The 25,674-nt window shown below is 64.5% G+C and carries 22 protein-coding genes; 3 read left to right on the forward strand and 19 right to left on the reverse strand.

The window, feature by feature from the left end:
* Positions 1 to 22: 22 nt before the first annotated feature.
* Both VWN43_RS10545 and uxaC read right to left on the reverse strand, forming a co-directional pair.
* A complete protein-coding gene (locus VWN43_RS10545; RefSeq protein WP_320181774.1) occupies positions 23 to 1,393 on the reverse strand; it encodes a mannitol dehydrogenase family protein in 1,371 nt (456 codons plus the stop codon).
* Positions 1,390 to 2,790 (reverse strand): glucuronate isomerase, encoded by a 1,401-nt coding sequence (gene uxaC / locus VWN43_RS10550; protein ID WP_320181773.1) that lies wholly within the window; start codon positions 2,788 to 2,790, stop codon positions 1,390 to 1,392. The genes VWN43_RS10545 and uxaC overlap by 4 nt, the downstream gene beginning before the upstream one ends.
* Positions 2,791 to 2,896: 106 nt before the next feature.
* Here uxaC and VWN43_RS10555 point away from each other — a divergent pair, with 106 nt between their 5' ends.
* The gene (locus tag VWN43_RS10555; protein ID WP_320181772.1) at positions 2,897 to 4,417 is read left to right on the forward strand and encodes a UxaA family hydrolase; all 1,521 of its coding nucleotides are present in this window, start codon (positions 2,897 to 2,899) and stop codon (positions 4,415 to 4,417) included.
* On the opposite strand, the gene VWN43_RS10560 is transcribed toward VWN43_RS10555, so the two are convergent.
* The 6 genes from VWN43_RS10560 to VWN43_RS10585 are packed head-to-tail and all read right to left on the reverse strand — an operon-like array spanning position 4,418 to position 12,534.
* Positions 4,418 to 5,701: a TRAP transporter large permease gene (locus VWN43_RS10560; protein ID WP_320181771.1), complete on the reverse strand. Its 1,284-nt coding sequence runs from the start codon at positions 5,699 to 5,701 to the stop codon at positions 4,418 to 4,420.
* Positions 5,701 to 6,180 (reverse strand): TRAP transporter small permease, encoded by a 480-nt coding sequence (locus tag VWN43_RS10565; protein WP_320181770.1) that lies wholly within the window; start codon positions 6,178 to 6,180, stop codon positions 5,701 to 5,703. The genes VWN43_RS10560 and VWN43_RS10565 overlap by 1 nt, the downstream gene beginning before the upstream one ends.
* Before the next feature lie 2 nt (positions 6,181 to 6,182).
* On the reverse strand, positions 6,183 to 7,193 hold the full coding sequence (locus tag VWN43_RS10570; protein WP_320181769.1) for a TRAP transporter substrate-binding protein: 1,011 nt from the start codon (positions 7,191 to 7,193) through the stop codon (positions 6,183 to 6,185).
* A gap of 26 nt (positions 7,194 to 7,219) precedes the next feature.
* Positions 7,220 to 8,836 carry a family 43 glycosylhydrolase gene (locus VWN43_RS10575; protein ID WP_320181768.1) on the reverse strand — a complete coding sequence of 539 codons (1,617 nt, stop codon included), beginning with the start codon at positions 8,834 to 8,836 and terminating at the stop codon, positions 7,220 to 7,222.
* Positions 8,833 to 9,810, reverse strand: coding sequence for an alpha/beta hydrolase (locus VWN43_RS10580; protein WP_420493525.1), 978 nt, complete (start codon positions 9,808 to 9,810; stop codon positions 8,833 to 8,835). The genes VWN43_RS10575 and VWN43_RS10580 overlap by 4 nt, the downstream gene beginning before the upstream one ends.
* Before the next feature lie 33 nt (positions 9,811 to 9,843).
* Complete coding sequence (locus VWN43_RS10585) at positions 9,844 to 12,534, reverse strand: TonB-dependent receptor (protein WP_320181766.1); 2,691 nt, start codon at positions 12,532 to 12,534, stop codon at positions 9,844 to 9,846.
* 260 nt (positions 12,535 to 12,794) lie between these two features.
* On the opposite strand from VWN43_RS10585, the gene VWN43_RS10590 reads away from it, so the two are divergent.
* Positions 12,795 to 14,129: a pectate lyase family protein gene (locus VWN43_RS10590; RefSeq protein WP_320181765.1), complete on the forward strand. Its 1,335-nt coding sequence runs from the start codon at positions 12,795 to 12,797 to the stop codon at positions 14,127 to 14,129.
* Positions 14,130 to 14,238: 109 nt separating this feature from the next.
* Here VWN43_RS10590 and VWN43_RS10595 read toward each other — a convergent pair whose 3' ends face one another.
* The 5 genes from VWN43_RS10595 to VWN43_RS10615 form a co-directional block, all read right to left on the reverse strand.
* Positions 14,239 to 15,801, reverse strand: a complete 1,563-nt coding sequence (locus VWN43_RS10595; RefSeq protein WP_320181764.1) for a carboxylesterase/lipase family protein — start codon at positions 15,799 to 15,801, stop codon at positions 14,239 to 14,241.
* A complete protein-coding gene (locus VWN43_RS10600; RefSeq protein ID WP_320181763.1) occupies positions 15,788 to 16,813 on the reverse strand; it encodes a sugar kinase in 1,026 nt (341 codons plus the stop codon). The genes VWN43_RS10595 and VWN43_RS10600 overlap by 14 nt, the downstream gene beginning before the upstream one ends.
* On the reverse strand, positions 16,810 to 17,583 hold the full coding sequence (gene kduD / locus VWN43_RS10605) for a 2-dehydro-3-deoxy-D-gluconate 5-dehydrogenase KduD (protein WP_320181762.1): 774 nt from the start codon (positions 17,581 to 17,583) through the stop codon (positions 16,810 to 16,812). The genes VWN43_RS10600 and kduD overlap by 4 nt, the downstream gene beginning before the upstream one ends.
* Before the next feature lie 102 nt (positions 17,584 to 17,685).
* On the reverse strand, positions 17,686 to 18,318 hold the full coding sequence (locus tag VWN43_RS10610) for an RpiB/LacA/LacB family sugar-phosphate isomerase (RefSeq protein ID WP_063506203.1): 633 nt from the start codon (positions 18,316 to 18,318) through the stop codon (positions 17,686 to 17,688).
* Positions 18,319 to 18,436: 118 nt separating this feature from the next.
* Positions 18,437 to 19,462, reverse strand: a complete 1,026-nt coding sequence (locus VWN43_RS10615) for a LacI family DNA-binding transcriptional regulator (protein ID WP_320181761.1) — start codon at positions 19,460 to 19,462, stop codon at positions 18,437 to 18,439.
* A gap of 164 nt (positions 19,463 to 19,626) precedes the next feature.
* Between VWN43_RS10615 and VWN43_RS10620 the strand changes: the two genes are divergently transcribed.
* Positions 19,627 to 20,418: a 2-keto-4-pentenoate hydratase gene (locus VWN43_RS10620; protein WP_253522323.1), complete on the forward strand. Its 792-nt coding sequence runs from the start codon at positions 19,627 to 19,629 to the stop codon at positions 20,416 to 20,418.
* Between the two features lie 40 nt (positions 20,419 to 20,458).
* Here VWN43_RS10620 and VWN43_RS10625 read toward each other — a convergent pair whose 3' ends face one another.
* The 6 genes from VWN43_RS10625 to exbD are packed head-to-tail and all read right to left on the reverse strand — an operon-like array spanning position 20,459 to position 25,673.
* Complete coding sequence (locus tag VWN43_RS10625) at positions 20,459 to 20,788, reverse strand: PepSY domain-containing protein (RefSeq protein WP_320181760.1); 330 nt, start codon at positions 20,786 to 20,788, stop codon at positions 20,459 to 20,461.
* The gene (locus VWN43_RS10630) at positions 20,785 to 21,369 is read right to left on the reverse strand and encodes a ferric reductase-like transmembrane domain-containing protein (protein WP_320181759.1); all 585 of its coding nucleotides are present in this window, start codon (positions 21,367 to 21,369) and stop codon (positions 20,785 to 20,787) included. The genes VWN43_RS10625 and VWN43_RS10630 overlap by 4 nt, the downstream gene beginning before the upstream one ends.
* Positions 21,366 to 22,049 (reverse strand): Fe2+-dependent dioxygenase, encoded by a 684-nt coding sequence (locus VWN43_RS10635; RefSeq protein WP_320181758.1) that lies wholly within the window; start codon positions 22,047 to 22,049, stop codon positions 21,366 to 21,368. The genes VWN43_RS10630 and VWN43_RS10635 overlap by 4 nt, the downstream gene beginning before the upstream one ends.
* 60 nt (positions 22,050 to 22,109) lie before the next feature.
* The gene (locus VWN43_RS10640; protein ID WP_320181757.1) at positions 22,110 to 24,479 is read right to left on the reverse strand and encodes a TonB-dependent receptor; all 2,370 of its coding nucleotides are present in this window, start codon (positions 24,477 to 24,479) and stop codon (positions 22,110 to 22,112) included.
* Positions 24,480 to 24,498: 19 nt separating this feature from the next.
* Positions 24,499 to 25,248, reverse strand: coding sequence for an energy transducer TonB (locus VWN43_RS10645; protein WP_253522310.1), 750 nt, complete (start codon positions 25,246 to 25,248; stop codon positions 24,499 to 24,501).
* Positions 25,245 to 25,673, reverse strand: coding sequence for a TonB system transport protein ExbD (gene exbD, locus VWN43_RS10650; RefSeq protein ID WP_320181756.1), 429 nt, complete (start codon positions 25,671 to 25,673; stop codon positions 25,245 to 25,247). The genes VWN43_RS10645 and exbD overlap by 4 nt, the downstream gene beginning before the upstream one ends.
* Position 25,674: the final 1 nt, after the last annotated feature.

The raw sequence follows: 25,674 nt of genomic DNA on the forward strand, positions 1-25,674 counted from the left end.
GGCATACCAGCCAGCGAAACGCCTATGACGGCTGCGCCTGTCGCAGCATGGTTGCGGCCAGATGTTCGTAGCGCGGCCACAGCGCAGCGGCCTTCGGACACGGTCCGAAACACCGCGCGACAAGTGCGGGCGAACCCTTTTCGGCAGCAAGCGTATGCAGTTCTTCACCATACGGATCGTCGACAAAGCGGCCATCGGCTAAGTGCCAGACCCAGGCGGCAAAACCCGTCGCGATCGCATCGAAGGGTTGGCCCCGGCGGACAAGCTCGGCAGCGGTGTCGAGCCAGCGTTGGGGGATTTTTTGCGTACCATCCATCGCGATCTGGTCGAGCCGGTGCATCAGCGCAGGATCGGCGAAGCGCTGCATCAATTGCCCGGCATAGGCCGCAATATCTTGACCGGCTGCGGCGGTGATCGTCGGGAGCGCTTCATCGCGCATCAGCCGCTCGGCAAGCGCGGCGAGGCGGGGATTGGCGACGGCCTCATGGACATAAGTATAGCCGGCCTCGAGCCCGCAATAGGCCAGCAGCGAATGCGCGCCGTTGAGCATGCGCAGCTTTGCGGTTTCGAAAGGGGCGACATCATCGACCAGCTCCACGCCGTGGTTCTCCCACTGCGGACGCGGGCCGGCAAAGTCGTCCTCGATCACCCATTGACTGAACCGCTCGGTAAAGACCGCCCCGGCATCGCTCATTCCGAGGCGCTGCTCGAGCTCAGCCAGATCCTGCGGCCCGCTGCGCGGTACGATGCGGTCGATCATCGTCGACGGGACACGGCATTCGCGCCGGAACCACTCGACCATCTCGGGCATCTCTGCAGCCAGCCACCGCTCCATCAGACGCGCCAGGACCCGGCCGTTCTCCGCCAGATTGTCGCAGGACAGCAGCGTCAGCCCGCCCAGTCCGCGCGCGCGGCGCTGGGCCAGCCCCTGCGCCAACAGCGGATAGAAACTGCTGCGCGCCGCGGCGAGGTCGAGCCCGCCGTCTTGGCCGCGCGCATAGCCTTTTTCGGTGACGGTAAAGCTGGCGATATGGCAGGCCGGATCAGCGAGCCGGGTAATTACCGCCCCGGCCTGATCGGGGGCGTAGAGCACTTCGCGAACCGCGCCAATCACGCGCGTTTGCGCAGCATCGCGCTGCCGTTCGGTCAGCGTATAGAGTCCGCCTTGCGGATTGATCTGTCGGGCGACGTCGGGCGAGCGGAGCGAAACGCCGCAAATGCCCCAATCGCGGTCCCCCGCGGTCATCGCGCAATCGGTATACCAGGCCTGGTGCGCACGGTGGAACGCCCCAATGCCGAAATGAACGATGCCGATCTTCTGCGCGTCTCGGTCGTAAGGGCATGTGCCGACATCACCGGGCAGATGGACCAGCGTATCGGGCCCGAGCCTCACAGGCGGTAGGCCCGCTTCGCCAGCGTATAGGCCAGCTCGCGGGCGACCTCGGCGGCTTCCCAGTCCTCGATCCGGTGTTCGGCGACAAGCTGTGCGAGAAAGCCGCAATCGACCCGCCGGGCGACGTCGTGCCGCGCGGGGATCGACAGGAAGGCGCGCGTATCGTCGTTGAAGCCGACCGTGTTGTAGAACCCGGCGGTCTCGGTCGTCATCTGGCGGAAGCGGCGCATGCCCTCGGGGCTGTCGTGGAACCACCACGCCGGGCCGAGCTTGAGGCACGGATAATGCCCCGCCAGCGGCGCCAGTTCGCGCGCATAGGCGCTTTCATCGAGCGTGAAGAGGATGATCGACAGACCTGCCTCGTTCCCGAACCGGTCGAGCAGCGGCTTGAGCGCCTGCACATAGTCGGTGCGCGTGGGGATATCGGCCCCCATGTCGCGGCCGAACCCGGCGAACAGCTGGTGGTTATGGTTGCGGAAGCTGCCGGGGTGGATCTGCATCACCAGGCCATCGTCCACGCTCATCGCCGCCATTTCGGTCAGCATCTGCGCACGGAACAGTTCGGCATCGGCGGCGGAGGCACCCCCATGCTTCACGCGCTCGAACAGCGCAGCAGCATCGGCATCCGGCAGATTGGCAGTGGCCGCGCTGGGATGGCCGTGATCGGTCGAAGTCGCCCCCATCGCAGCGAAGTACTCGCGCCGCTGGCGGTGCGCGGCGAGATAGCCCGGCCATGACAGCGTATCCTCGCCAGTGAGGTCGCCAAATGTGCGCAGATTATCGGCAAAGCCTTCGAACTCGGGATCGACTACCGGGTCGGGGCGATAGGCGGTAATGACCCGGCCGCCCCACCCGCTGCCGCGAATCGTACGGTGATGGTCGAGCGGATCGAGCGGGCTTTCCGTTGTGGCGAGGACTTCGATGCCGTAACGGTCGAACAGCGCGCGGGGGCGAAAATCGTCCTGCTGCAGCTTCTCGGTGATCGTATCGAAATAGAGATCGGCCGTGCCCGCATCGAGCCGCACCTCTATGCCGAAGGCCTTGGCGAAGACCCAGTCGAGCCACATCCGCGAAGGCGTGGCGCGAAACAGGTGATAGTTCTCTGCCAGTATGCGCCACGCGGCCCGCGGATCGGCCCCGCCTCCCCCGATGCCCAGATACTCCAGCGCAATCCCCTGCGAGTACAGCATACGGAACACGTAATGGTCGGGATGCAGCAGCAATTCGGTCGCATCGCCAAACGGCTCGTCATGAGCGAACCACGCCGGGTCGGTATGCCCATGCGGGCTGATGATCGGCAGATCGGCGACATCGGCATAGAGCTCGCGCGCAAGCGCGCGGATGCCGGGCTCCGCTGGGAACAGGCGATCCTCATGCAGCTCCAGGGGCGTGCTCATTCTTCTCTCCCGCGACGAACTATGGTAACCGGTGTCAAGAACGGGTTCTGCCGCTTACCGGAGAGGAAATCAACCGGTCAGGCAGGGGGATAAGGAGGGACGCGCAATGACCGAGGCCGACAGCGCTTCCGCAGGGATGAGGTTGCCCGATGTCTGGCGCTCGCACCAGGCCGATGGCGTCGGCGTCGCACTGTGCGATCACAAGGCCGGCGAATGGATCGAACTGGGCGGAATTGTCCTGCGGCTGCCCGAAGCGATCCCGAGGGGCCATAAATTCGCCCTCCGCCCTCATGGCAAAGGCGAGCCGGTCCTGCGCTATGGCGCCCCGATCGGCCTTGCCAGCCAGCCGATCGCAGCGGGCGAGCATGTCCATTCGCACAATCTCGCCACCGCGCTGGATGGGGAGATGGAGTATGGCACTTTTGCGCCGCCTGCGCCGATCCCGGAAGCCTCCCCGCCGCTGGGCAGCTGGCAGGGATACCGGCGCGCCGACGGGCGCTTTGGCACCCGCAACGAGATCTGGCTGCTGCCCACTGTCGGCTGCGTCGCCCCGCTGGTGGAATTGGTGGCGCGCGAAGCAAGCGCAATCCATCGCGGGAGCGTGGATGCAATCGTGGGGTTCGGTCACCCGCACGGCTGTTCGCAATTGGGCGACGATCTTTCGGGCACGCGCGCGCTGCTGGCCGCGCTGTGCGACAACCCCAATGCGGGCGGCGTGGTGCTGGTGGGGCTCGGCTGCGAAAGCAACCAGCTCGATGACCTTGTTGCCAGTGTCCCCGAGCGCAGCCGCGCCAAGCTGCGGCTTGTCCGGGCGCAGGACCCGGGCGACGAGCGCGAACGCCTGCTTGCGGAAATTGCCGATCTGGTGGCTGAACTCGCGCCGGTAATGCGCGAAGATGCGCCGGCGGGCGCGCTGACCGTGGGGCTGAAATGCGGCGGGTCGGACGCGTTGTCGGGGCTGACCGCCAATCCCCTGCTCGGGCGCTTCAGCGATCGTCTCACAGGGTCCGACGGCAGCCTCGTGCTGACCGAAATCCCAGAGATCTTCGGCGCCGAGGAAGCGCTGTTGGCGCGCGCCGTGTCACCGGAGGTTTTCGAGCAGGCAGGCGAGCTGGTGAACCGCTTCAAGCGCTATTTCCTCGACCAGGGCCAACCGGTTTCGAAAAACCCCTCGCCCGGCAATATCGCGGGGGGGATCACCACGCTGGAAGAAAAATCGCTTGGCGCGGTGCAGAAGGGCGGCTGCGCACCGCTGGTCGATGTGATCGACTATGGCGGCACCGTATCGCGGCCGGGCCTGACGCTGCTCGAAGCGCCGGGCAATGATGCGGTCTCCTCCACCGCGCTGGCCGCGGCGGGGGCGACCCTGGTGCTGTTCACTACCGGAAGGGGCACCCCGCTCGGCTTCCCGGTCCCCACGGTCAAGATTTCGTCCAACACCGCGCTTGCACAAACCAAGCCGGGCTGGATCGATTTCGACGCGGGCCGCGCGCTTGCCGAGGGGGTGGACGCGGTCGATGCCGCCTTTGCGGACTATCTGCTCGCCATTGCCAGCGGCGAGCCCACCGCCGCCGAACGCAGCGACCAGCGCGTCATTTCGATCTGGAAACGCGGGGTGACGCTGTGATCAGCCGCCGAACGCCCCCGGCAGCCAGAGCGAGAGCGCAGGCACGAATGTAATCACCACCAGCGCCGCAATCAGCGTGAGATAGAACGGCCAGATGGTCTTCACCAGCGCGGTCACGGGGATCTTGCCCACCGCCGAGCCGACGAACAGCACCGAGCCGACCGGCGGCGTAACCAGGCCGATGCCCAGATTGAGCATCATGATGATCCCGAAGTGCACCGGATCGACCCCGACATCCATCGCCACCGGCAGGAAGATCGGCGTGGTGATGACGATCAGCGGGGCCATGTCCATGAAGGTGCCCAGCGCCAGCAGCATGAGGTTGATGATCAGCAGGGTCAGGATCGGATTGTCGGTCATCACCCCGATCAGCGCGCCCATCGCGGCGGGCACTTCGAGCAGCGCGAGGGCGAAGCCGAATGCGGTAGCAGCAGCGATGATGAACAAAACCATGGCAGCGGTGCGCACCGACTTCCCGGCGGCTTCCCACATGCCCTTACACCCCAGGCTGCGATAGACGAAGGTCCCGATGAGCATGGTGTAGATTACGGCGATGGCCGAGCTTTCGGTAGGCGTGAAAAACCCGCTGAGGATGCCGCCCATGATGATCACCGCCGTCATCAGTCCGGGGATTGCATAGGCGCTTGCGAGGATGAACTCGCGCCAGCCGGGGAAGCGGCCGAGCGGCAGTTTGCCGCGCTTGGCCACCAGCCACGCCACCAGCATCAGCATCAGGCCGGTGAGCACGCCGGGGATGACGCCGGCAAGGAACAGGTCGCCGATCGATACGCCGATCCCCGAGGCGGCGGAATAGATGATCATGTTGTGCGAAGGCGGGATCAGCAGGCCCACGATGGCGGCGGTAACGGTGACGTTGACCGCATAATCTGCAGGATAGCCTTTCTCCTTCATCAGCGGGACCATGGTCGAGCCGATCGCCGAGGCGCTGGCGATGGCCGAGCCGGACACCGCACCGAACATCATCGAGGCGCCGACATCGACGATCCCGAGCCCGCCGCGTACGCGCCCGATGGCGGCATCGGCCACGCGGACCAACCGGTCGGCGATCCCCGCGCGGTACATCAGGTCGCCCGCGAAGATGAAGAAGGGGATCGCCATCAGGGTGAAAACGCTGATCCCCGCGGCGACGCGCTGGACCGCGACGATGGGAGGGATATCCATCGCGAGGAAACAGGCAAGCGCCGCCGCGAGCAGGGAAAAGGCCACCGGTACGCCGATGACGAGCATGGCGAAGAGCACGCCGAACAGGACGAGGAGTTCCATCAGCCGCGCTCCCCTTCAATGGCATCATCCGCCGGATGACGCCCGGTAAATAGCTGTGGCAGCGCGAACCATGTCATCAACAGTCCCGAAACGGGCAGCGGCACATAGGCTACCGCGCGGCTGACGCCGAGCGAAGGGACGACATTGCCGCGCACCGCCCAGCACAGCTGCGCGCCGTAAACGAGCAGCACCAGACCGATCGCGGCGACCACGAGCGCGACGATCCGCAGCAGCGGCCGCGCGCGGTCGCCCAGTTTTTCCTCGAGCAGCGCGATGCGGATATGGAAGCCTTCGTAGACCCCCGCAGCGGCGGCGAACATCACGTACCAGATCATCATGATCAGCGAAGCCTGTTCGGTCCACGACGGGCTCGAGTTGAGCACGAAGCGCCCGAACACCTGCCAGCCGATGATCGCGGTCATCGCCAGAAGCCCGATCGAACCGAAGCCGATCAACCAGCGCGATAGGGTCGCGGCCATAGTCATCCTTCCCTCATATCGCGGATGCGCCGGACGATGTCCTGCTGCGCGGGCGTCGTGATGAATTGATCCCAAACCGGCCGCATCAGCGCGGCGAAGGGTTCGGTATCCACCGTGTTCACGGCGACGTCCGACGCGGCGACCGCAGCTTTGGCTTCGTTAACGCGAATGTCCCACAAGCGCCGCATCTCGACGACCGAAGCCTTGGCCGCCTCGCGCACGAGCAGCTGGTCCGCACGCGACAGCCGTTCCCAGCTCGCCTTGCTCATCACCAGCGCCTCGGGGGTCAGCAGGTGCTGGGTCAGGCTGAGATAGTTGGCGACTTCGTAATGACGCTCGCCCACGAAGGTGGGCCAGTTGTTTTCCGCGCCGTCGATCACGCCCTGGGCAAGCGACTGGTAAATCTCGCCAAAGGGGATCGGCACCGCATTGGCGCCCAGTGCATTGACCATCGCGATATAGAGGTCCGATGCGGGCACGCGGATCTTGAGCCCGCGCAGATCCTCCGGCGTGGTGATGGGGCGCCGGACATTGTAGAAACTGCGCGCACCCGAATCGTAAATGCACAGGCCGATGAGATTGTGCGGTTCGAGCGAGGCCATGACTTCGTCGCCCACCTCGCTGTCGACCACGCGCCGCATATGCGCGACCGAATCGAACACGAAGGGGAGGCAGAAGGGCAGCGTCATCGGCTCGATCGAATTGAGCGGCGCGAAATTCACCCGGTTGAAGTCGATCCCGCCGAAACTGGTGATCTCCAGCGTATCGGTCTCGCTGCCGAGCTGGCCGCCGGCGAACATCCTGATGCCCAGCCGGCCGCCCGTTTTCTCATCGAGATAGCGGCCCATGAACTCGACCGCGCGTACGGTCGGGTAATCGCCCGGATGCGCATCGGCGCCGGTCAGCAGCCCCGACATCACCGGTTTGCAGCCGGGCAGGATCGCGCCTGCCCCCAGCACCATGCCGCCGGCCAGCACGCTTCGCCGCGACAGCGCCATACGCCCCTTCGTCATGTTTTCTCCGCTCCCCGTCATTTTGTTCAATCTTCCAGCGCGGTGAAGCGGAAGTCACGGAATTTCGCCTCGCCCGGCCCCGCCGCATAGAGGCCGGGCCGCAGCATCAGGAAATCGCCGCGCACATTGTGGTGGTATCCGGAGACTTCCATCCCGCGGTCAAAGCGGTGCCAGGTTTTCCCGCCATCCCCGCTGGTATCGTACGTGACGATGTGGCGCCGATTGGTCACGCGCATGCGCATTCGCCCGCCATGCGGATTGGTGGGCCTTGCCCGCTCGCGGCCATATTGGTGCGTGACGAAGCGCTCCGCATCGAAACCGAGCCCGCAATAAAGCTTGTCGTCATAGAACAGGATCAGCCCCGCCCGTCCGCCGGGCGCGAGTTCGATATCGCATTCGAAGCGATAGGATCGGTCGCCTGCGGTTAGCAACAGCGGCGAGCCGCTGGACGGCGCCGCGCCCTTGCCCTTCAGCCGCAATACGCCGTTGCCGCTGGTTGCCCGCGCCGCTTCATCGGCGTCGGGCTTGAAGAAGGCCCATTTGCTGCCCAGCGCAAGCGGGGCGGAGAAATCGTCGGTCAGCGGCATGCCATGCGTGACCGCAGCCCCGCCGCCCGGTTTGGCGATCGGCGCGGACAGGTCGCCGCCGGTCATGCAGAACCACCCGTCGGGCGTGAATTCGACCGGATCGAGCAGGCACTGCCGGCCAAGCGTCCAATAGCCGTTTTCATAGCCGTGATAGAGCGACCACCAGCTGCCATCGGGCGCTTCGACCAGCGAGGCATGGCCGCGCGACCACCACGCCTCGTCCACGCTTTCGGTACGAACCAGCGGATTGCCCGGATGGTGTTCCCACGGACCGTGCAGCGAGCGCGAACGGGCGGCGATGACCATATGCCCGGTCGGCGGACCGGCGGTGCCGCCCACTGCGGTGATCATGTAATACCAGCCGCCGATGTGGTGGATCTTCGGACCTTCGGGCGAAAAGCCTTCGACGATCCAGTCGGACGGATAGCGCCAGGGATCGTAGACATGCTCGACCGCGCCGGCGAGCGAGAGATTGTCGTCGGACAGGCGAACACGGTCGCCGCCCGACAGGAACAGCCAGCGGCTGCCGTCTTCGGCCACGGCATGACACGGGTCGATATGATTGGGCAGGCCGAGCGGGATCGGGTCGCTCCACGGACCGGTGATATCGTCCGCCCAGGCGACGAAGATGTCGTTCTGCGGCTTGGCCTTCACCGGGATGTAGAGCAGGTAGCGGCCCTTGTCCTTGTGCAGGCTGGGGGCCCAGACCGATCCGATATTGCGCGTCAGCGCGGCTTCGAGCGGGCGCCAGTTCACCAGGTCGCGCGAATGCCAGATCGTCAGACCCGGATAGGCGTCGAAGGTGGAGAAGGTCATGTAGTAATCCGCACCATCCTTGAGGATTGCGGGATCCGGACGGTCGCCCGACACTACGGGATTGAGGAAGCTGCCATTGCCAAGGTCGGGGACACGCTGATTGTCGAACCCGCGCCGGTACTGGCGCACGGCAGGGGCATCATACGTTCGCGCGCGAAGCGGAGCGGGCAATGCGGGCACCAAGCTTGCCAGCCCTGCCCCGCCAACCCCGGCGAGCAAATCCCTGCGGCGGATCGTCATGCAAAATTCCTTGTTCTGGCCCAGGCGAGCCACAATTCCGGCCAGACCTCGACCGGTTTGCCCACTGCCTTGCGCAGCCCGAAGCCATGCCCGCCGGCTTCGAACAGATGTGTTTCGACGGGTAGGTCGCGCGCCTTGAGCGCCGCGCGCATCCGGAGCGTATTTTCGACCGGGACCGACCTATCGTCTTCGGCATGGAGCAGGAAGAATGGCGGGGCATTCGCGGGCACAGTCTGATCGGGCGAGTGCGCGCGTTCGAGTTCGGCACCCGCGTCGCTGCCGATCAGCAAATCCCGCGATCCGCCATGCGCTACGCCGGGTTCCATGCTGATAACCGGGTAAATGCACGCGGCGCTGTCGGGACGCGCGGAAAGCGTATCGGCCGCGTCCACCGCATCGTAGGCACCGTGATCGAATCGTGTCGCAAGGTCGGCGCATAAATGCCCGCCAGCGGAGAAGCCCATCGCGCTCACGCGCGCGGGGTCGAGACCCCATTCGTCAGCGCGGTTGCGGATCAGCCGGATCGCCCGCTGCGCATCGGACAGCGCGACGTCGGGGCCCGCCGCCCAGCCATCGCCGGGCAGGCGGTAGAACAGGACGAAGGCGGTGATGCCGCGCGCGGCCAGCCAGCGCCCCATCTCGTAGCCCTCCTTGTCGACGACCACATGCCGATAGCCACCGCCGGGCATCAGCAGGACCGACGCCCCGCTGGCATGCGCGGGATGGAAGACGACCAGGCGCGGTTCGGCAATCGCCGCAACGGCGCGGTCCTTGAAAGAGGGATCGGTCGAGCGTTCGGTTATCCGCTCACTTGGTGCGGGGTCGGGCATGCCGGGCGCACCGTGCGGCCATAGCGCGATCGTTTCTGTTGGCTTGGCAGCCATACTTGCCCGCGAACCCGCCGAGCCGCGTGTGGCCCATGCACCAGACAGGGAAAGGCCCGCGACAAGAAGCGACCGTCGATCACTTCTCATGCGCGAGCCCCCTGTATCCCTTACGCTGTCGAATTAATATTCGAAGCGCACACCGGCCATGATGATGCGGCCGAAGTGGTTGTTCTCGTAGTTCCGGCGCGCATTGTCGTCGGTCCAACGGTAACGGTAGTCGTCGGTGAGGTTATTCCCGTCCAGCGTCAGCTCGACCGAGTCCGTGACCTTGTAGCGGATCGCCGCATCGAGGTTGAACGACGAGGTGTAGCCTTCCAGGAAATTGCCATTTCCGCTGGAGCCGGTGTTGTACCCGCTGCGATAAGCGCCCGACATACGGATCGAGATCCGCCCGTCATCGTAATAGACCGTACCGTTGGCCGAGTATTTCGACACGCCGCTAAACGTTGTTTCGAAGATCTGATCCTCGAACTCGATCTCCTGCTGGCTGTCGACATAGGTGACATTGCCCAGCACACCGAAATTCGCCAGCGCGCCCGAGGCGAAAGCAGAGAAGGGCAGGTTCAGACCAAGCTCCACCCCCTTGATCGTCGCGCCTTCGCCATTGGTCGTCGTGCGGAACTGGAATTCGCGGTTGGGATCGGTCCCGTTGACGACCGCATCATAGGCGGGCGTACCCGAGGTCAGCAGCGACGTTGGCAGACCGCTTTGTGCATAGGTCACCTGCAGCGAATTGCCGACCGGGAAGCTTTCGACCTCCTTGATGAAGCCCGCCAGCGACAGGATTGCCCCGGGTGCGAAATACCATTCTGCCGAAAGATCGTAGTTCCAAGCACGATAGGGTTCGATGAACGGGTTGCCGGTGCTGATGACGAAGTTGAATTCGTCGACCGATCCGCCCGGCGTAAGCGAGCCGAGCGTGGGACGGGTAATCACGCGAGCGATCGCCCCGCGAAGGACGACGTCGTCGCTCGGGAACACGTTCAGATTGAGCGCCGGCAGGAAGTCGTCGTAATTACGCTCCACCGTCACGTACTGACCGTTGTTGAACCCCTGCGAGGACTGTTCGGTGCGCGCATAGCGGACCCCGAAATTGCCGGTTACGCGCAGTCCGTGGTCGATCTCGAAATCGGTCTGGAAATAACCCCCGGTGACCTTTTCCTCGACCGAACGCACATCGCCTTCACGGGTCACCGCAGGGATGTTGTAGAGATCGAGGAAGGCCACTGCCGCGTCGAGGTTCGGAACGACCCAGCTGTTGGTGTTACCAGCCGGCTGGCCCGCATCACCCAGTTCGAACAGCTCGGACAGATCCCCCGTGACCGGCGCGCCATAGGCTCCGGCTGCGCAGGTGAAGGCCGAGCAATACTGGCTGTCACGCCGCGCGCTTTGCGTGAAGTAGTCGAACTGACGGTAGAACGGCCCGCCCGACAGGCGCAGTCCGCTGGTGGGCTCCCAATCGAGATCGAGCGCAATGGTCTTGAACTTGTTCTCGACCGAACTCGGGCGATCGCGGAATTCCGCCAGCTGGAAATTGCCCGGATTGGTCACATCCGTACCGAATGCGAGCACCGGAAATTTCATATCGGTGTAGTCGTAGCTGTAGGTCCCGTCGCGATCATCGAAAATGATCGTGGTTTCGACCGGGATGGTCGCGTCGGACTTGGAGAAGCCCGCGAGCAGCGAGGCGCTAAAGTTGTCGCTGAACGCCTGCTCGATGGTCCCCGAAATCTGGTAGAAATCGGTTTCGCTTTCGCGGTGATAGCGCTCGTTACGGATCCACGCATTCTCGAGATCGGCACTGATGACGTTGTTGTCGCCATCGATGACATAGTTCGAGAGGTCGATCTCGTCCTCGTTCGAACGCAGCAGGACTTCACCCCAATATTCGTCGCGGTTTTCCTTGAAGTTGGAATAGAGCGCGTTGAATTGGATATCGGTGCGATCCGTCGGACGGAACTGGATGGCCGCGGTCGCGCCGAGGCGTTCGCGGTCGTGATTGACCAGGCCATAGCGCGGGATGCGCGGGTGGAAAGCGTCGCGCACTTCCACACATCCGGGATCGGCAGCATTGGCGGCGCAATCGACGCCATCGACCGAACGGAAGGTCGCATCATTCGCCCAGCGGACCGAGTTGTTACCCAGTTCGGGCGTCTCGTACTTGGTCCAGGCAGCCGATGCGGAGATACCGAAGGTTTCGTCCGCATTGCTCCACGCCAGCAGGCCGGCAAGACGCGGTGCGATGTCGTCATTCAGGTCATTGTAGCGCCCCTGCGCCGAACCGACGAGCTTGAGACCCGCACCGTACGCAAGCGGATCGCCGGTATTGAGGTCGATGACCGCGCCCAGCGAACCTTCGTCGAGCGCTGCCGACGCGGTCTTGTTGACCACGATCGAATTGAACAGTTCCGACGCGAAGACGTTGAAATCGAAAGCGCGGTCCCGGTTAAACGAGGCCCCGTCAACCGAGGTCGCGATCGTTTCCATTCCGTTGACGCGCACGCGGGTAAATTGCCCGCCCAGCCCGCGAACCGTGATCTGGCGTCCCTCGCCCGCATCGCGTTCGATCGCGACGCCAGGAATACGCTGGAGCGATTCGGCAAGATTGGTGTCGGGGAATTTGGCGATGTCCTCGGCCACGATGACATCGACCTGGCCGACCGCTTCGCGCTTCGCCGAAATGGCCGCGTTGAGCGACTGGCGGAAGCCGGATACGATGATCACATTATCACTATCGGAAATCTCGCCCGATGCGTCGGAAGCGACATCGCTTACTTCGTCATCGTCGAGCGTGCCCGAATCCTGGGCCATTGCTGGCGCCGAAAAAACCAGTGCGCTACCCGCCAGCAAAGCCGCCTTCACGCTTCCCGTAGAAACCATAAACCTCATCGCATCCTCCTCTCAATTGGCACCGGTGTCTTTTTGGAGGAGAAAATTTGCGGCAGCCTGCCGCACCCCCCATCTGACACTCCAATTTCCCTCAACCCGGCCCGTTTGGTAACCGGTGTCAATTCTTCTTGATCCATCTGACCTTCAGTGTCAAGGTTGCAATTAAGAGAGAGGAAATTGCCATGAGATATTTCGCAAATTGCCTGCTGGCGCTCTGCCTGTTTCTGATTGCATCCCCCGCGATCGTACAGGCTGCCGATCCCACCGATGGCGGCGCGGGCGGGGAAATCATTCGCGTGACCACGCTCGCCAAGGACGGTCCGGGCAGCCTCAGCGAAGCGCTCGCCCGCGAAGGGCCGCGGATCATCGTCTTCGAAGTGGGCGGCGCGATCGACCTCGAACGGTCCTCGCTGACCATCACCCAGCCGCATGTCACGATCGCGGGTCAGACGGCCCCTTCGCCGGGGATCACGATCCTGCGCGGCGGCATCAATGTGGCCACGCATGACGTTATCATCCGCCACCTGCGCGTCGCGGTCGGCGCCGATGGCCTGCCCAAGCGGCATGGCTGGGAGGTCGATGCCTTTTCCACGCGTTCGGCGCATAATCTGCTGATCGAGAACAACAGCTTTTTCTGGGGCGTCGACGAGAACATGTCCGCTTCGGGCCCGCGCTTTACGGGCGATACGGTGGAAGAATGGCGCGAAGGCACCAGCCGCAACATCGTCTTCCGGTCGAACCTGGCGGCCGAGGGCCTGGCCGATTCGACGCACCCCAAGGGCGAGCATTCGAAGGGTTCGCTGATCCACGACAATGCGACCGGCATCGTGTTCGAACGCAATGTCTGGGCGCACAATGTCGAACGCTCGCCGTTGCTGAAGGGCGGGGTCGAGGCGCTGATGATCAACAATCTGATCTACGATCCGCAATTTCGCGCGGTGCATTACAATCTGATGGATCTGGAATGGGCGGGCCACGCGCCGGTCGACGGCCAGCTTACCGCAGTGGGCAATGTCATGCGCGGCGGCAACAGCACCGATGCGGGCCTGCCATTCCTGACGATCGGCGGTGTTGGTGATCTGCAATACTATGGCCGCGATAATGTCGCGATCGACCGGTACGGGAACGACCTGCCGATGTTCGGCCGCTATGGCCACACACGCGCACAGATCCTTCAGCAAGATGCGCCGCTGCATGATCTGGACGGCTATTCGATCATGCCCAGCGAGGATGTCGAGACCGTCCTGCTCGCAACCTCGGGCGCGCGCCCGTGGGATCGCAGCGAAATGGAAATCCGCGTCCTGTTCTACATCGCCGAAGGACGCGGCGAAGTGATCGATTCGGAAGACGAGGTCGGCGGCTATCCGCAGTTCGAAGCGACGAGCGCGCCTTTCGTCGAAGCGGATTGGGACCTTGCCACCATGACCCCGAAGTCGGGTATCTGGCCGGGCCAGAAGGAAGGTGCGCAGGAGCATCTTTCGCCCCGCGACCGCGAGATGCGCGCCACCAATCGGTAAACATGCTGGGGCTTTTGAAAAGGTAGGCGGCTTCGCGGCGGTATGTCTTCATGCCGCAAGCGAGCCGCCTGCCGTTGTCACGGAACACCGCATCAGGTCTGACCGAGTTTCAACTGCCCGGCTGGATATAGGGCCCCCGCGCCCACAGCTCGCGCTCCCACCCGCGTGGATCGTTCTCGGTCGCGATGCTCTCTTCGCCAATCACCAACGTCTCGCGTTCGGCAAGCGTATAGGGAGCCCATGATGGAAGCCCCGGCCGGCCCGTATGCGCCATGCCCGCAAAGGCAGTTATCATCGCATCGCTGACCGTGCGGGCGCGTGGCCCGGTTCCCGAATAGCTGCCCGGTGCAGCGAGCGTCCCGAAGACATAGGGCAGATCGTCGGTATGCGCCGCCCGGCGCGTGGGATCGATCGGACTGGGCCGGTCGAGCTGGTAGACCCAGGTGGCCTGCGCCCCTGCGCGGGCGCGCGCATCCGCCTCGATCACCTGTCCGGGCCAGCTGCGTCCGGCGGTGGTCGCGGCATAGAATACTTGCTCGGCGGACCAGTGCGGAAACTGCGCGCGATATTGCGCGACCACCCAGTTCGCGGGCAAATCGATGCGGATCTGCGGGGCCAGCCGCTCGGCGATATTCTGCCAGTCGAGACCTCGCACGACGGGCCCGTCGCTGCGGATGAAGGCGCGCGTCTCGTCCCGCGTGTTGCCGAGGATCATCGGGATGTGCCGCGATTGCGGCGCGGCATCGGGCCAGAACGGGTGGCGGTGCAGATGCAGCATGTCGAGCACCGGCCCGAAATAGAGACTGCCCCCGAGCACCGGATCGGTCGCCTCGAGACCTTCTCGCAAGCGCTCATATGGGAGGCTAAGCAGGGCAGCGCCGCCGTCTTCCGCCAGTCCGAGATGGTCGAGCAGGGCGCGCGTCCGCCGCCAGCCATTGCCGGGACCCTGCGCGGTGACCTGCTGGCCGCTCATCGTCGCAGCCGTGTGGAACAGCCCATCGGCCGCAGGCATCGCCATCAGCGTCGCGATCTTGGCACCGCCGCCCGACTGGCCGAAGACCATCACGCGGTCCGCGTCCCCGCCGAAGGCCCCGATATGCTCGCGGATCCATTCGAGCGCGCAGATCAGGTCGAGCTGCCCCGCATTGCCGCTGTGGCGGAAACGCTCACCGAGCGGTGCCAGCCAGCCATAGCCGAACAGATTGAGCCGGTGATTGACCGTGACGACCACCACATCGCCCTGTTCGGCGAGCTTCGGCCCCTGCGTCAGCGGGTCGGTGACCGAGCCCCAATTGTAGGCCCCGCCATGAAAATAGACCATCACCGGGCGGCGCGCGGAAGGATGGGCATCCGGCGTCCAGATGTTGAGGAACAGGCAGTCCTCGCTCATCGCCGGGGTCATCGGATTACGCTGGGGGCACAGCGGACCGAACTGCGTCGCGGGCGTGGGTGCGGTAGGTACAGGCTCACGCACCGGGCGGTCGAACCGCGCCGCACGGGCATAGCGGATGCCGAGAAATGCCTGCACCCCGCGATCGATCATGCCGCGATAGGCCAGAGCCCGGGGATCGCCGCTGCCGCCAGCCGCCACCGGCGCAGCCGCAAGCAATGCGCCCCCTGCGAGGCCCCCGCGCAGAGCCGCGCGGCGGGTCATGCCGTCAGCGGCTGACATCGGCTCCTGCCGGAAGAAAGCTCTCCAGCTCACTGCGCGTCACAGCTATCGTGTCGCCTGGAATACCGTGCTTCATCACCGCCAGCGAAAGCCCCGTCTTGGCCATCTCCTGCGCGGACCCATCTTCCAGCCAGCGCAGCAACACGCCCGCGGCGAAGGCATCACCGGTGCCGATCCGATCGACCACCGGGGCGATCCGCACCTCGTCGGTCTGCCAATGGCTTTCGCGCAGGTCGACCCGGGCAGCGAGGCCATGCGTGGTCGAGCTTTCGATATGGCGCGCGGTCGAGGCGATCGCCGCCAGATCGGGGAAGCGCGCGAAGGCGGCTTCGGCGGCTTCGCGCCGGCGATCCGGCCCGTCGCCCGAGAAGCTCTTGCCGAGGAGTAACGAGATATCGCGGTGGTTGCCGATCAGGATGGTGGCCGCTTCGACCAGTTCGGTCAGGATCGCCTGCGGATCGCAATCCCAGGCATCCCATAAACTGGCGCGGTAATTGCCATCGAAGCAGATCGGCACGCCTGCCGCAGACGCGGTGGCAACGGCCTTCTTCGCCAGCGCCACCCCGTCGGGGCCCAGCGCAGGCGTGATGCCCGAAAGATGCAGCAGCCGCGCGCCATCGAGCGCTCCGGCAAAGTCGAAATCTTCCGGCTGCGCCATGGCGAAGGCGCTTCCCGCGCGGTCGTAGGTCACCCGCCCCCCGATCGGACCGCTGGGCGGTTCGAACAGATAGAGGCCCATCCGGCCCGCTGCGCGGCGCACGAAGCGCCGATCCACTCCCGCTTCGCCCAGCGCGGCCAGCGCGCGGAGCCCGAGCGGATTATCCGGCACACTGCTGAGCATCGCGGCGGGCTGGCCAAGGCTGGCAAGCGCTATGGCGACATTGGCCTCGGCCCCGCCGATCGCGAGCGCGAGGCTGTGCGCGCGCGCCAGCGGCGTCCCCGCCTCGGGCGACAGGCGCGCCAGCAGCTCGCCGAAACAGACCACGTGGCCCGGTTTCGGCAGCGCTGTCATCGCGCCAGCCATCCGCCATCGACCGCGAGGATATGCCCCTGGACATAATCCGCCGCGCGGCTGGCAAGAAAGACCGCCGCGCCGCCGATATCGGCCGGGTCGCCCCAGCGCTGTTCGGGGATCCGCTCGAGGATCTGGCGATTGCGCGTTTCGTCCGCTTGGAGCGCAGCGGTGTTGTTGGTCGCGATATAGCCCGGCGCGATCGCGTTGACGTTGATGCCGCGCGGCGCCCATTCATTGGCCATCAGCTTGGTCAGGCCCCCGACGCCGGATTTGCTGGCAGTATAGCTCGGCACGCGAATGCCGCCCTGGAAGGTCAGCATCGAGGCGATGTTAACGATCTTGCCGCGCTCGCCATCCTGCGATGCCCAGCCGGTCATGTGGCGCGCGGTCGCCTGGCACAGGAAGAACAGCGTCTTCAGATTGGTGTCCATAACCGCGTCCCAATCTTCTTCCGAGAAGTCGAGCGCATCCTCGCGGCGAATAATACCGGCGTTGTTGACGAGGATATCGAGACGCCCGAGCTTGGCAACGACCGTGTCGACCACTTCGGTAACCGGTTCGATCGAGGACAGGTCGGCGGAAACGAGCTCGCAGCGGCGGCCCAGCGCGCGGACCTGTTCGGCAGTCTCGTCGGCGGGGCTGCGGCCCACCGCGGCAATATCGGCCCCGGCCTGTGCCAGCGCGATGGCGATGCCCTGCCCGATACCCGTATTGGCACCCGTGACGAGCGCAGTGCGCCCCGTCAGGTCGAAGGGGGTGGTGGCCATGGTATTCACTCTCCCAGTGTGGTGCGGTGGGGATCGCGCTGCGACGACGCGATCCCCTTCCCCCGGTGCCGGTTCATGCCGGTCATGCGATTCCCGAAGGGGTCAAAGATTGCGCAGATAGTCGCTGATCGCGTCATCCTGCGAATTGGCGTAGAAATATTCTGCGAAGCGTTCGCCCGCAATCGCGGCGCGCAGCAGGTCCTGATCGACATTCTTCAGCACAGTCAGCATGTCATGCGTGCTGGCGGCCTTGAGGTCGGCGAGGAAGCCGCGGTTCTTGCGCATCAGTTCGGCCCGCTCGCGCGGATAGCCCGCGCCCGCTTCGTTTTCGAACAGCTTGCGATAGCAATCCTGCAGGTTGAGCTCGGCGGCCCAGCCGAAGCCCTTGGCATAGGGCATCGCGATCGCATTGCCGGCATTGATCTGGTTGAACAGGAAAGCATCGGTCGGGTCGATCACGAGGCCGCAGAACACGCCGGGCATCGCATTGCAGGCGAGCATCGACCCCATGCCGGTGCCGCAACCGGTCACGACGAAATCGGCAGCCTTGGAATTGAGCAGGATGCCCGCCAGCACACCGTTCATCACATAAGTCAGCGATGCGCTGTCTTCGGCGGTGTACATGCCGTAATTGAACACTTCGTGGCCGAACGGTTCGGCAGCGGTGTTGAGGGCATCGTAGATGAGGCCGTTCTTGGCGGCCTGGCTGTTCTCGGTGATGAGAGCGATCTTCATGGGTTCTCCCTGCCCGCTGGGGGCGCTGGTGCGAATTCAAGCGGTTCCGAGTCGAATAAGGAAACCGGTGTCAAAGCGACTTCTATCCGCAAAGTGGGGGCCATTTCAACCATCCGGATCAGATTTTCTTGGCGGGCGGCGCTACCGAATTGCGGGTCACCAGCCGCGCGGGGAAGTTCGATGGCTGCGCCTCTGCCGTATCGGGGGCAACCAGCTTGAGCGCGGCCGCCTTGGCCATCTCGCGGATCGGCCAGCCGACGGTGGTCATCGGCGGCCAGATATGCGCCGCAATCGGGGAATCGTCGAACCCGACGAGCGACAGATCGGTGGGGACATCGACGCCCCGTTCGCGTGCAGCATGATAGGCGCCCGCAGCCATTTCGTCATTGCTGGCGAAGATCGCGGTAACGTGAGGGTTCTCGCTCAGCAGCTGGTGGGCCGCCTCGACGCCTGAATTGAACCGGTAATTGCCCTGCACCAATGCTTCGCTGGGCATGTCGAGCCCATGCCGCTTCATCGCGGCGAGGAAACCTTCGCGCCGTTCGAAGGCTGACCGGAACCCCGCCGGCCCCTCGATCAGGCCGATCCGCTCGTGGCCCAGTTCGACGAGATAATCGACCACGGCCTCGACCATCTCGCGGTCGTTCGACTGAACCAGATGCTCGGCCTCGTCGAGCGCAGCCGAGCCCATGCGGACATAGCCGCAGCCCATTTCGCGGCACAGCGCGGCCAGTTCGTCATTCTCCGAAATCGGCGGCAGGATCAGCACGCCATATAACCGCTGCAGCTCGAGGAAATTGCGGATGTCGTCGAGCATGGCCGGCGAATGTCGATCGACCGGGCGCACCACGAGCGCGAACTCGGTATCGCGGATCGCGTCGAGCACCCCCTCCTGGAAGTTGAGCACGGTCTGCGCATTGGGGTTGTCGTGCAGCAGGCCAAGCAGGAAATTGCGCCGCAGCGCCAGTGCGCGGGCCTGCGGGTTCGGCGTATAGCCGAGTTCGGCGATAACCTTCTCGACCTTCTCGCGAGTGGCTTGCTTGAGCAGCGGGGATCGATTGATCACCCGGCTCACCGTCTTCTTAGAGACGCCTGCAATCCGCGCCACGTCGTTGATCGTAGGTGCCGGACCGGACTTTGCCATGTGTCACAACCTTTTGCTGCCTGCCACCGCTCATAGCCCGCCCACGAGGAAATGGGAGGGCAGAGCCGCCCGCTATCCGCAAGCGTGTGGTAAATACGTTTTGACACCGGTTTCCTTTTTCGTCAAAGTCGCGCTGAAAATGGGACATTTCGAGAGGGGCCCCCATGAATTCCGCAGCTGGCGAGATTGCAAACGCCTTTGTAAATGCCCGCCGCAACTGGAAAGTCCTGAGCGAGTATCCCGGGGTCCGACCGACCGACCTTGCGCAGGCCTATGCCGTGCAGGATCATGCCATCAGCATCTGGGATCGCCCGATCGGCGGCTGGAAAGTGGGCAAGATCAATCCGCCCGCGAGCGACGACCTCGGGGCTGACCGGTTGATCGGTCCGGCCTTTGCCGATGCTATCCGGCAGGAAACGGCGGACGTGGCCGAATTCCCGATTTTCAGCGGCGGTTTTGCCGCGATGGAAGCGGAGTTCATGTTGCGGCTGGCCCCTCGCGAAGGCCCCCTGCCCGATGACCGCGAACAGGCGATGGACTGGGTCGATGAGGTCCGCATCGGCCTCGAAGTGGCCTCGTCCCCTTATGCCGCGATCAATGTCGACGGGCCTTGCGTGACCGTGTCGGACCATGGCAACAACGCCGGATTGCTGATCGGCCGGGCAGTCGCTCGCGCCGATTGGTCGCGGCTCGACGATATCACTGTGACACTCGACATCGATGGCGAGGAACAGGGCCGCGCAACAACTGCGACCATGCTCGACGGACCGTTCGGCGCCGTCTCCTTCCTGCTCCGCAATCTGGCGGAACGCGGCATCGAGCCGCAAGCGGGTTGGTGGGTTTCAAGCGGCGCCATCACCGGCGTCCACGAAATTGCCGCGGGTCAGCATGCGGTCGCCCGCTTCGAAGGTCTGGGCGAAGTCGCCGCGCGCGTCGTGTCTGGCGATACCGCCTAGCCCGCCCCCTCATGCGCGAGGAGCGACACCCAATCGAACGCTAGCCGGTGAAGCCCTCGGCGCGGTAGATTTCCTGGCCGCGGCGGAACACCACCAGCTTCTTCAGCGTCACCGGGTGGAAAAAGGCCTCGATCGACTGGCCTTCCTTGGTCCGGGCGTAGACTTCGTAACAATCGCCCTCGACCTGCATTTTCAGCAGCTTCCATTCCTCCAGCCAGACCTTTTTCTTCAGCTTGGAGATCTTCTGCCAGCCATCCTTGGGGCCGGCCTTGCAGATAATGTCGCCATCGGCCTGCGCGGGGACCGCGAGGCCGGCGGCCGCGACGGCTGCAAGAAGGGTCGAAGCCTTGAGGATTCGGCGAAAACTCATGCGATACTCCTGGTAACGATTGTCCTGCGGCGCATGACCATGCGCAATGTCCATGCCACCAATAATGGTGCGAGGTGAACGAGCGCTGGCCCCCATGCCCAATCGAGCAGCAGCCAGTGGATCAGCGCCAGCAGGAAAGCGGGATAGACGAGGCGCTGGATCTGCTTCCAGCGCCGCCCAAGCCGGCGCATCGCGGCATCGAAGCTGATCGCAGCGGGCACCAGCAGCAGCGCGAGGGCGAGCCAGCCGGTCCAGATTCCGGGGATGGCCAGCTCGCCCACCATCGCGGACACCAGCTGCATGTCGAGCACGTAGAAAACGAGATGCAGCAGCGCATAGAGGAACGCGGCCACGCCCAGATTGCGGCGGATCGCCAGCCAGCCGCGCAGAAAGCGGTTGGGGCCCAGCGCATCGGTCAGCGGACCGGGCAGCAGCGCAAGGATCATCAGCCGGACCGACATCTCGCCGCTGGGGTGGTAGAGGTCCATCGCCAACGCCTCGCCGCTGGCGAAGCGCTGGATCATCAGCGCCGCCGGAATGGCTAGGACGAGCCACAGCAACGCGCGGCGCCAGCCGATCACGGCTGCGCCCAGCGCCGCAGCAGATTGTGATAGACGTGGATCAGCCGGTTGATCTCGGGATCGTCCTGCGGGCGGTCGGGCGTCAGCGCGCGGATCGACTGGTCGAGATCATACAGCAGCGCGCGCGCCGGCGTATCGGCCACCGCGCTCTGGATCCAGGTGATCGCGCAGATCCGCTGTCCGCGGGTTACCGGCGCAACCTGGTGCAGGCTCGACGAAGGGTAAACGACCATATCGCCCGCAGCCAGCTTGACCGCCTGCGCGCCGAACTGCTCCTCGACGATCAGTTCGCCGCCGTCGTAACTGCCGGGATCGGACAGGAACAGCGTCGCCGAAAGATCGCTGCGAATGGTCAGATCGGCTTCGGGCAGCCGCATCAGCGCGGCATCCGAATGCGTGCCGTAATGCCCGCCGTCCTGGTAGAGATTGAACACCGGCGGCCAGATCTTCTCAGCCAGCGAGGCTGAGACGAATCCCGGGTGCCGGCCCAGTTCGCGCAGGATCGCGGTGCCAAGTTCCTGTGTCAGGGCATCCTGCCACGGCAATTGCAGGTTCTGCTTGACCGCGATCGACCGCGTGCCCGCCGTACTGCCCCCGTCCTGCCAGTGGGCATCGGCCAGCCGGTCGCGGAAGCGGCGCACCGTTTCATCGTCCAACAGGTTTTCGATGATCGTCAGCATGGCAGGGGTTCTTGTCGTGGAAAATGGAAGGGCGCGAGCTGAAGCCCGCGCCCTGCCGTATCAGAACTTCCCGGTGAGCGTGAGCGTCGCCCGGCGTTCGTCACCCTTGTAGAGGAAGTGACCCGAACGATAGCCGGCGAGGTAGTAATCCTCGTCGGTGACATTGGTCACGTTCACCCGCGCGCCGAAATTCTGGTTGAAGTCGAAGCTGACGAAAGCATCGAAGGTCCAGTAGTCGGGGACGCGATAGGTGTAGATCCCCAGCGTGTCGTTGAAGCTTGCCGCATCGTCGGGCTGGCCGGTGTAGAGCGCGCCCTTGTAGGTCGCGGTCCCGCCGAAGGCGAGCGCCTCGGTCGCCTGGTAGCGGAGCTGGCCGCTGAACTGCGTGTTGGCGAAATTGCTCAGACGGCGACCGATCTTTTCGGGATCGTTCGAATCGGTGATTTCCGATTCCATCACGGTCAGTGCCGCCTGTGCGAGCAGCTTGGGCGTGATATTGCCCACCAGGCCGAATTCGACACCGCGGACGCGGTTCTCGCCGGTGTTGAGCGAACCGCCGGCGCTGTAGTCGTCGCCTGCGGATTCGAACACGTCGCCCTTGGTGATCTGGAACGCCGCTGCGGTCAGCATGAAGCGGTCGTCGAACAGATCGGCCTTGACGCCCAGTTCGAAGCTTTCGCTGCTTTCGGGGCGGCCATCGCCGATGCCGGTGCCCTCGTCGACGCAGATGCCGCCATAGCCGCAATTGGCGCCGAGGTCGGATTCGCCGCCGTTGATGTTCTTGGCCGAACCGTAGTTGAAGTAGACATAGACCTCTTCCATCGGCTTGACGCCGACGCCGGCGTGGCCGTTCCACAGCGTATCGCTGTAGGTAAAGGGCGTCACGGTGCCGCGGCTGTCGACCACATTGCTGTAGCTGAAGGCGTCCATGCGGATACCGCCATGGACCGACAGCCAGTCAGTGAAGTCGATCGTGTCCATCGCGTAAACCGACAGCGTTTCGACCTGCCAGTCACTGTCGACATCGCTGCGGGCGATGTCGCGCTGCAGCAGATTGTGGATTTCACTCTCGGCGAACAGCACATTGCGGTTTTCGTCGGTGATGCAATAGCTTGGGTTGAGGCTACCACCACGACCGGCAGTGACGCAATTGGTCGCGCCATTCTCGGTCAGATCGTAGGTGCCGTTGGCGACCTGCAGGTTCGAATATTCGGTACCGACAATCAGATTATGCACCAGGCTGCCGGTCGCGAATTCGCCGATCACATTGAACTGGTTGACGAAATACTCGACTTCCTGATTGCCCTGGTGGGTGCTCAGCGTGACCGGGGCGAAGGTATCGGTGTCCGGATCGTAGGAGCCGCCGCGCAGCCCGGTGAGAACGTAACCGTTGCTGGTTTCGCCATAGCGGGTCGAGTTGACGATCTGGAAGCCGTCGAACGGCGTGATGTAGATCCGCCCGGTGACGGTATCGACGTCCGATTCGAGGAAATCGCCGGTCTGGGTGTAATTGGGCACATCATCCCACGGCTGGTATACCGTTGCATCGCTCGGACCGGTCCCCGTCGGGCCCGGAACATAGCCGCCCAGATCGGGCGTGTCGTTCGCGGTCAGGTGGTAATAATCGAGCACCAGTTCGAAGGTGTCGCTCGGCTTGAACGCCGCCGACACGGCTGCACCGTAGCGCTCGCGGTCGGAGAAGTTGCGGTTGGGCACTTCCTCATATCCGTAGAGCAGGTTGGCGCGCACCGCGATGGTGTCGGTCAGCGGCACATTGGCGTCGAGCGTGACGCGGTAATAGTCGTCGGTGCCGATGCCGGCATCGACGCGCGTGAACTGGTAATCGGTGCTGGCCTTCTTGGTGATCGAATTGACCGCGCCGCCGGTCGAACCGCGACCCGCGAAGCTCGAGCTCGGCCCCTTGGTGATCTCGATCTGGTCGACCGCGAAGGTTTCGCGCGTGGTCATGCCCGGATCGCGCAGACCGTCGACGAAGACATCGCTGCGCGCTTCATGGCCGCGGATGATGTAGCGGTCGCCGAAGGCGTTGCCGTTCTCGCCCGTGCCCACGGTCACGCCGGGGACATTGTCGAGCACGTCGCGCAGATCGGTCGCACCCTGTTCCTCGAGCTGCTGCTCGGTCAGCACCTGGATCGTCTGCGGGGTTTCCGACAATGGCTTCACGCGGCGCAGATCGCCCGAAGTGCGCGCCTTGTAGGGCACGCCCGGCTGCGCGTTCGGATTGACGTCGGCGGTGGCGTCTTCGATCTGCAGCGTGTCGAGGACGACTTCGTCTTCGTCATTGGCATCCTGTGCCTTGGCGTTGCCGGCGATCAGCGCTGCCGACAGGCCGATGGCCGCCACTGCAGTGCTCCGTCCGGCACCGCGCAGGCTGATCGGGCGGATCACGCCCTGGTTACGATCCCTCATGGAAAAACCTTTCTAATCATCATCTTGTGCGTAGGGAATAGTCGATAGGAAGCGAGATCGTGACGCTGTCTTTGGTCATCGATCGCGGAAATTTGGGCAGCGGCGCAACGCGCTGCATCAAGTCGAGCGTGGCCTGGTCGAGCAGGTCGTGCCCGCTGGACGTGCGGATCGAGCTGGCGCTGATCCGGCCATCGGCAAGCACGGTGAAGCGCACCGTCACCACGCCCTGCTGGCGCGCCTTCTTGGCCTCGCTCGGATAGCGTTTCTTGCGATTGAGATGCGCGCTCAGCAGCGCATAGTAATCGGCCTCTTCGCGCTTGGCCTTCGGATCATCGCCTGCGGTGGCAGCGGTTCCGGTGCCGCTGCCTTCGGGAGCGACCGCCAGCGCATTGCGCGCGGGCCGGGCGGAAGTGGTCGGCTGCGGCGCGGGCGCGACACTGCGGCGCGAGGGCAAGGGCGGGGGCGGCGGCGGCGTCGCAACGAATTCGCGCGGCAGCGGCGCCCGGACTTGCGGTGCCTCGATCCGCGGCTGGAAGGTCTGCGGCGGGACATAGTCCGGCTGGAGCGCATCGACCGGCTGCTCGTTCAGCGCAGCGGGCGCCGGGGCGGCCTGCGGGGGCAGTTCAAGCAGGACGACCGGGTCTTCGACGATGGGCTTGGGCGGCGCAGTGCCGATCAGGAGCAGGCCCGCGACCACGGCTGCGTGGCCGGCGAAGGCAATGCCGCCCCCCAGCATCCAATTGGTGCGTCCTGCCCCTGCCAGCATCATGGCGCCGCAGCCCCGGTCTCGGCACCAACCAGCGCCACATGGACATAGCCCGCGGCGCGCAGCGCGTTCATCGCCTGCATGATTTCGTCATAAGTGATTGCCTTGTCGGCGCGCAGGAAAACCCGCTCTTCGCGGTCGCCCGCAGTCGCTTCGGTGATCGCTGCACCCAGCGCCGCCAGCCGCACCTCGTCTTCATTGACGAGGATCGACCCGTCGGCCTGCAGCGACAGATAGACCGGCGCTTCGGGCTTGGGTGCGGATTGCGCGTTGGACACCGGCAGATCGACCTTCACATCGACCGTCGCCAGCGGCGCGGCGACCATGAAGATGATCAGCAGCACCAGCATCACGTCGATAAACGGCGTGACATTGATCTCATGCGCGACCGCCAGGTCTTCGCTGTCCGAGGCGAGCCTGAGCGCCATC

Source organism: Qipengyuania sp. HL-TH1, from assembly GCF_036365825.1.
In the GTDB taxonomy this organism is placed as follows: domain Bacteria; phylum Pseudomonadota; class Alphaproteobacteria; order Sphingomonadales; family Sphingomonadaceae; genus Qipengyuania; species Qipengyuania profunda.

Coding starts and splice junctions, on each gene's coding strand:
- uxaC (WP_320181773.1), bottom strand. CDS start 2,790: ATGAGCACGCCCCTGGAGCTGCATGAGGATCGCCTGTTCCCAGCGGAG.
- VWN43_RS10555 (WP_320181772.1), top strand. CDS start 2,897: ATGACCGAGGCCGACAGCGCTTCCGCAGGGATGAGGTTGCCCGATGTC.
- VWN43_RS10560 (WP_320181771.1), bottom strand. CDS start 5,701: ATGGAACTCCTCGTCCTGTTCGGCGTGCTCTTCGCCATGCTCGTCATC.
- VWN43_RS10565 (WP_320181770.1), bottom strand. CDS start 6,180: ATGGCCGCGACCCTATCGCGCTGGTTGATCGGCTTCGGTTCGATCGGG.
- VWN43_RS10570 (WP_320181769.1), bottom strand. CDS start 7,193: ATGACGAAGGGGCGTATGGCGCTGTCGCGGCGAAGCGTGCTGGCCGGC.
- VWN43_RS10575 (WP_320181768.1), bottom strand. CDS start 8,836: ATGACGATCCGCCGCAGGGATTTGCTCGCCGGGGTTGGCGGGGCAGGG.
- VWN43_RS10580 (WP_420493525.1), bottom strand. CDS start 9,810: ATGAGAAGTGATCGACGGTCGCTTCTTGTCGCGGGCCTTTCCCTGTCT.
- VWN43_RS10585 (WP_320181766.1), bottom strand. CDS start 12,534: ATGGCCCAGGATTCGGGCACGCTCGACGATGACGAAGTAAGCGATGTC.
- VWN43_RS10590 (WP_320181765.1), top strand. CDS start 12,795: ATGAGATATTTCGCAAATTGCCTGCTGGCGCTCTGCCTGTTTCTGATT.
- VWN43_RS10595 (WP_320181764.1), bottom strand. CDS start 15,801: ATGTCAGCCGCTGACGGCATGACCCGCCGCGCGGCTCTGCGCGGGGGC.
- VWN43_RS10600 (WP_320181763.1), bottom strand. CDS start 16,813: ATGACAGCGCTGCCGAAACCGGGCCACGTGGTCTGTTTCGGCGAGCTG.
- kduD (WP_320181762.1), bottom strand. CDS start 17,583: ATGGCCACCACCCCCTTCGACCTGACGGGGCGCACTGCGCTCGTCACG.
- VWN43_RS10610 (WP_063506203.1), bottom strand. CDS start 18,318: ATGAAGATCGCTCTCATCACCGAGAACAGCCAGGCCGCCAAGAACGGC.
- VWN43_RS10615 (WP_320181761.1), bottom strand. CDS start 19,462: ATGGCAAAGTCCGGTCCGGCACCTACGATCAACGACGTGGCGCGGATT.
- VWN43_RS10620 (WP_253522323.1), top strand. CDS start 19,627: ATGAATTCCGCAGCTGGCGAGATTGCAAACGCCTTTGTAAATGCCCGC.
- VWN43_RS10625 (WP_320181760.1), bottom strand. CDS start 20,788: ATGAGTTTTCGCCGAATCCTCAAGGCTTCGACCCTTCTTGCAGCCGTC.
- VWN43_RS10635 (WP_320181758.1), bottom strand. CDS start 22,049: ATGCTGACGATCATCGAAAACCTGTTGGACGATGAAACGGTGCGCCGC.
- VWN43_RS10640 (WP_320181757.1), bottom strand. CDS start 24,479: ATGAGGGATCGTAACCAGGGCGTGATCCGCCCGATCAGCCTGCGCGGT.
- VWN43_RS10645 (WP_253522310.1), bottom strand. CDS start 25,248: ATGATGCTGGCAGGGGCAGGACGCACCAATTGGATGCTGGGGGGCGGC.
- exbD (WP_320181756.1), bottom strand. CDS start 25,673: ATGGCGCTCAGGCTCGCCTCGGACAGCGAAGACCTGGCGGTCGCGCAT.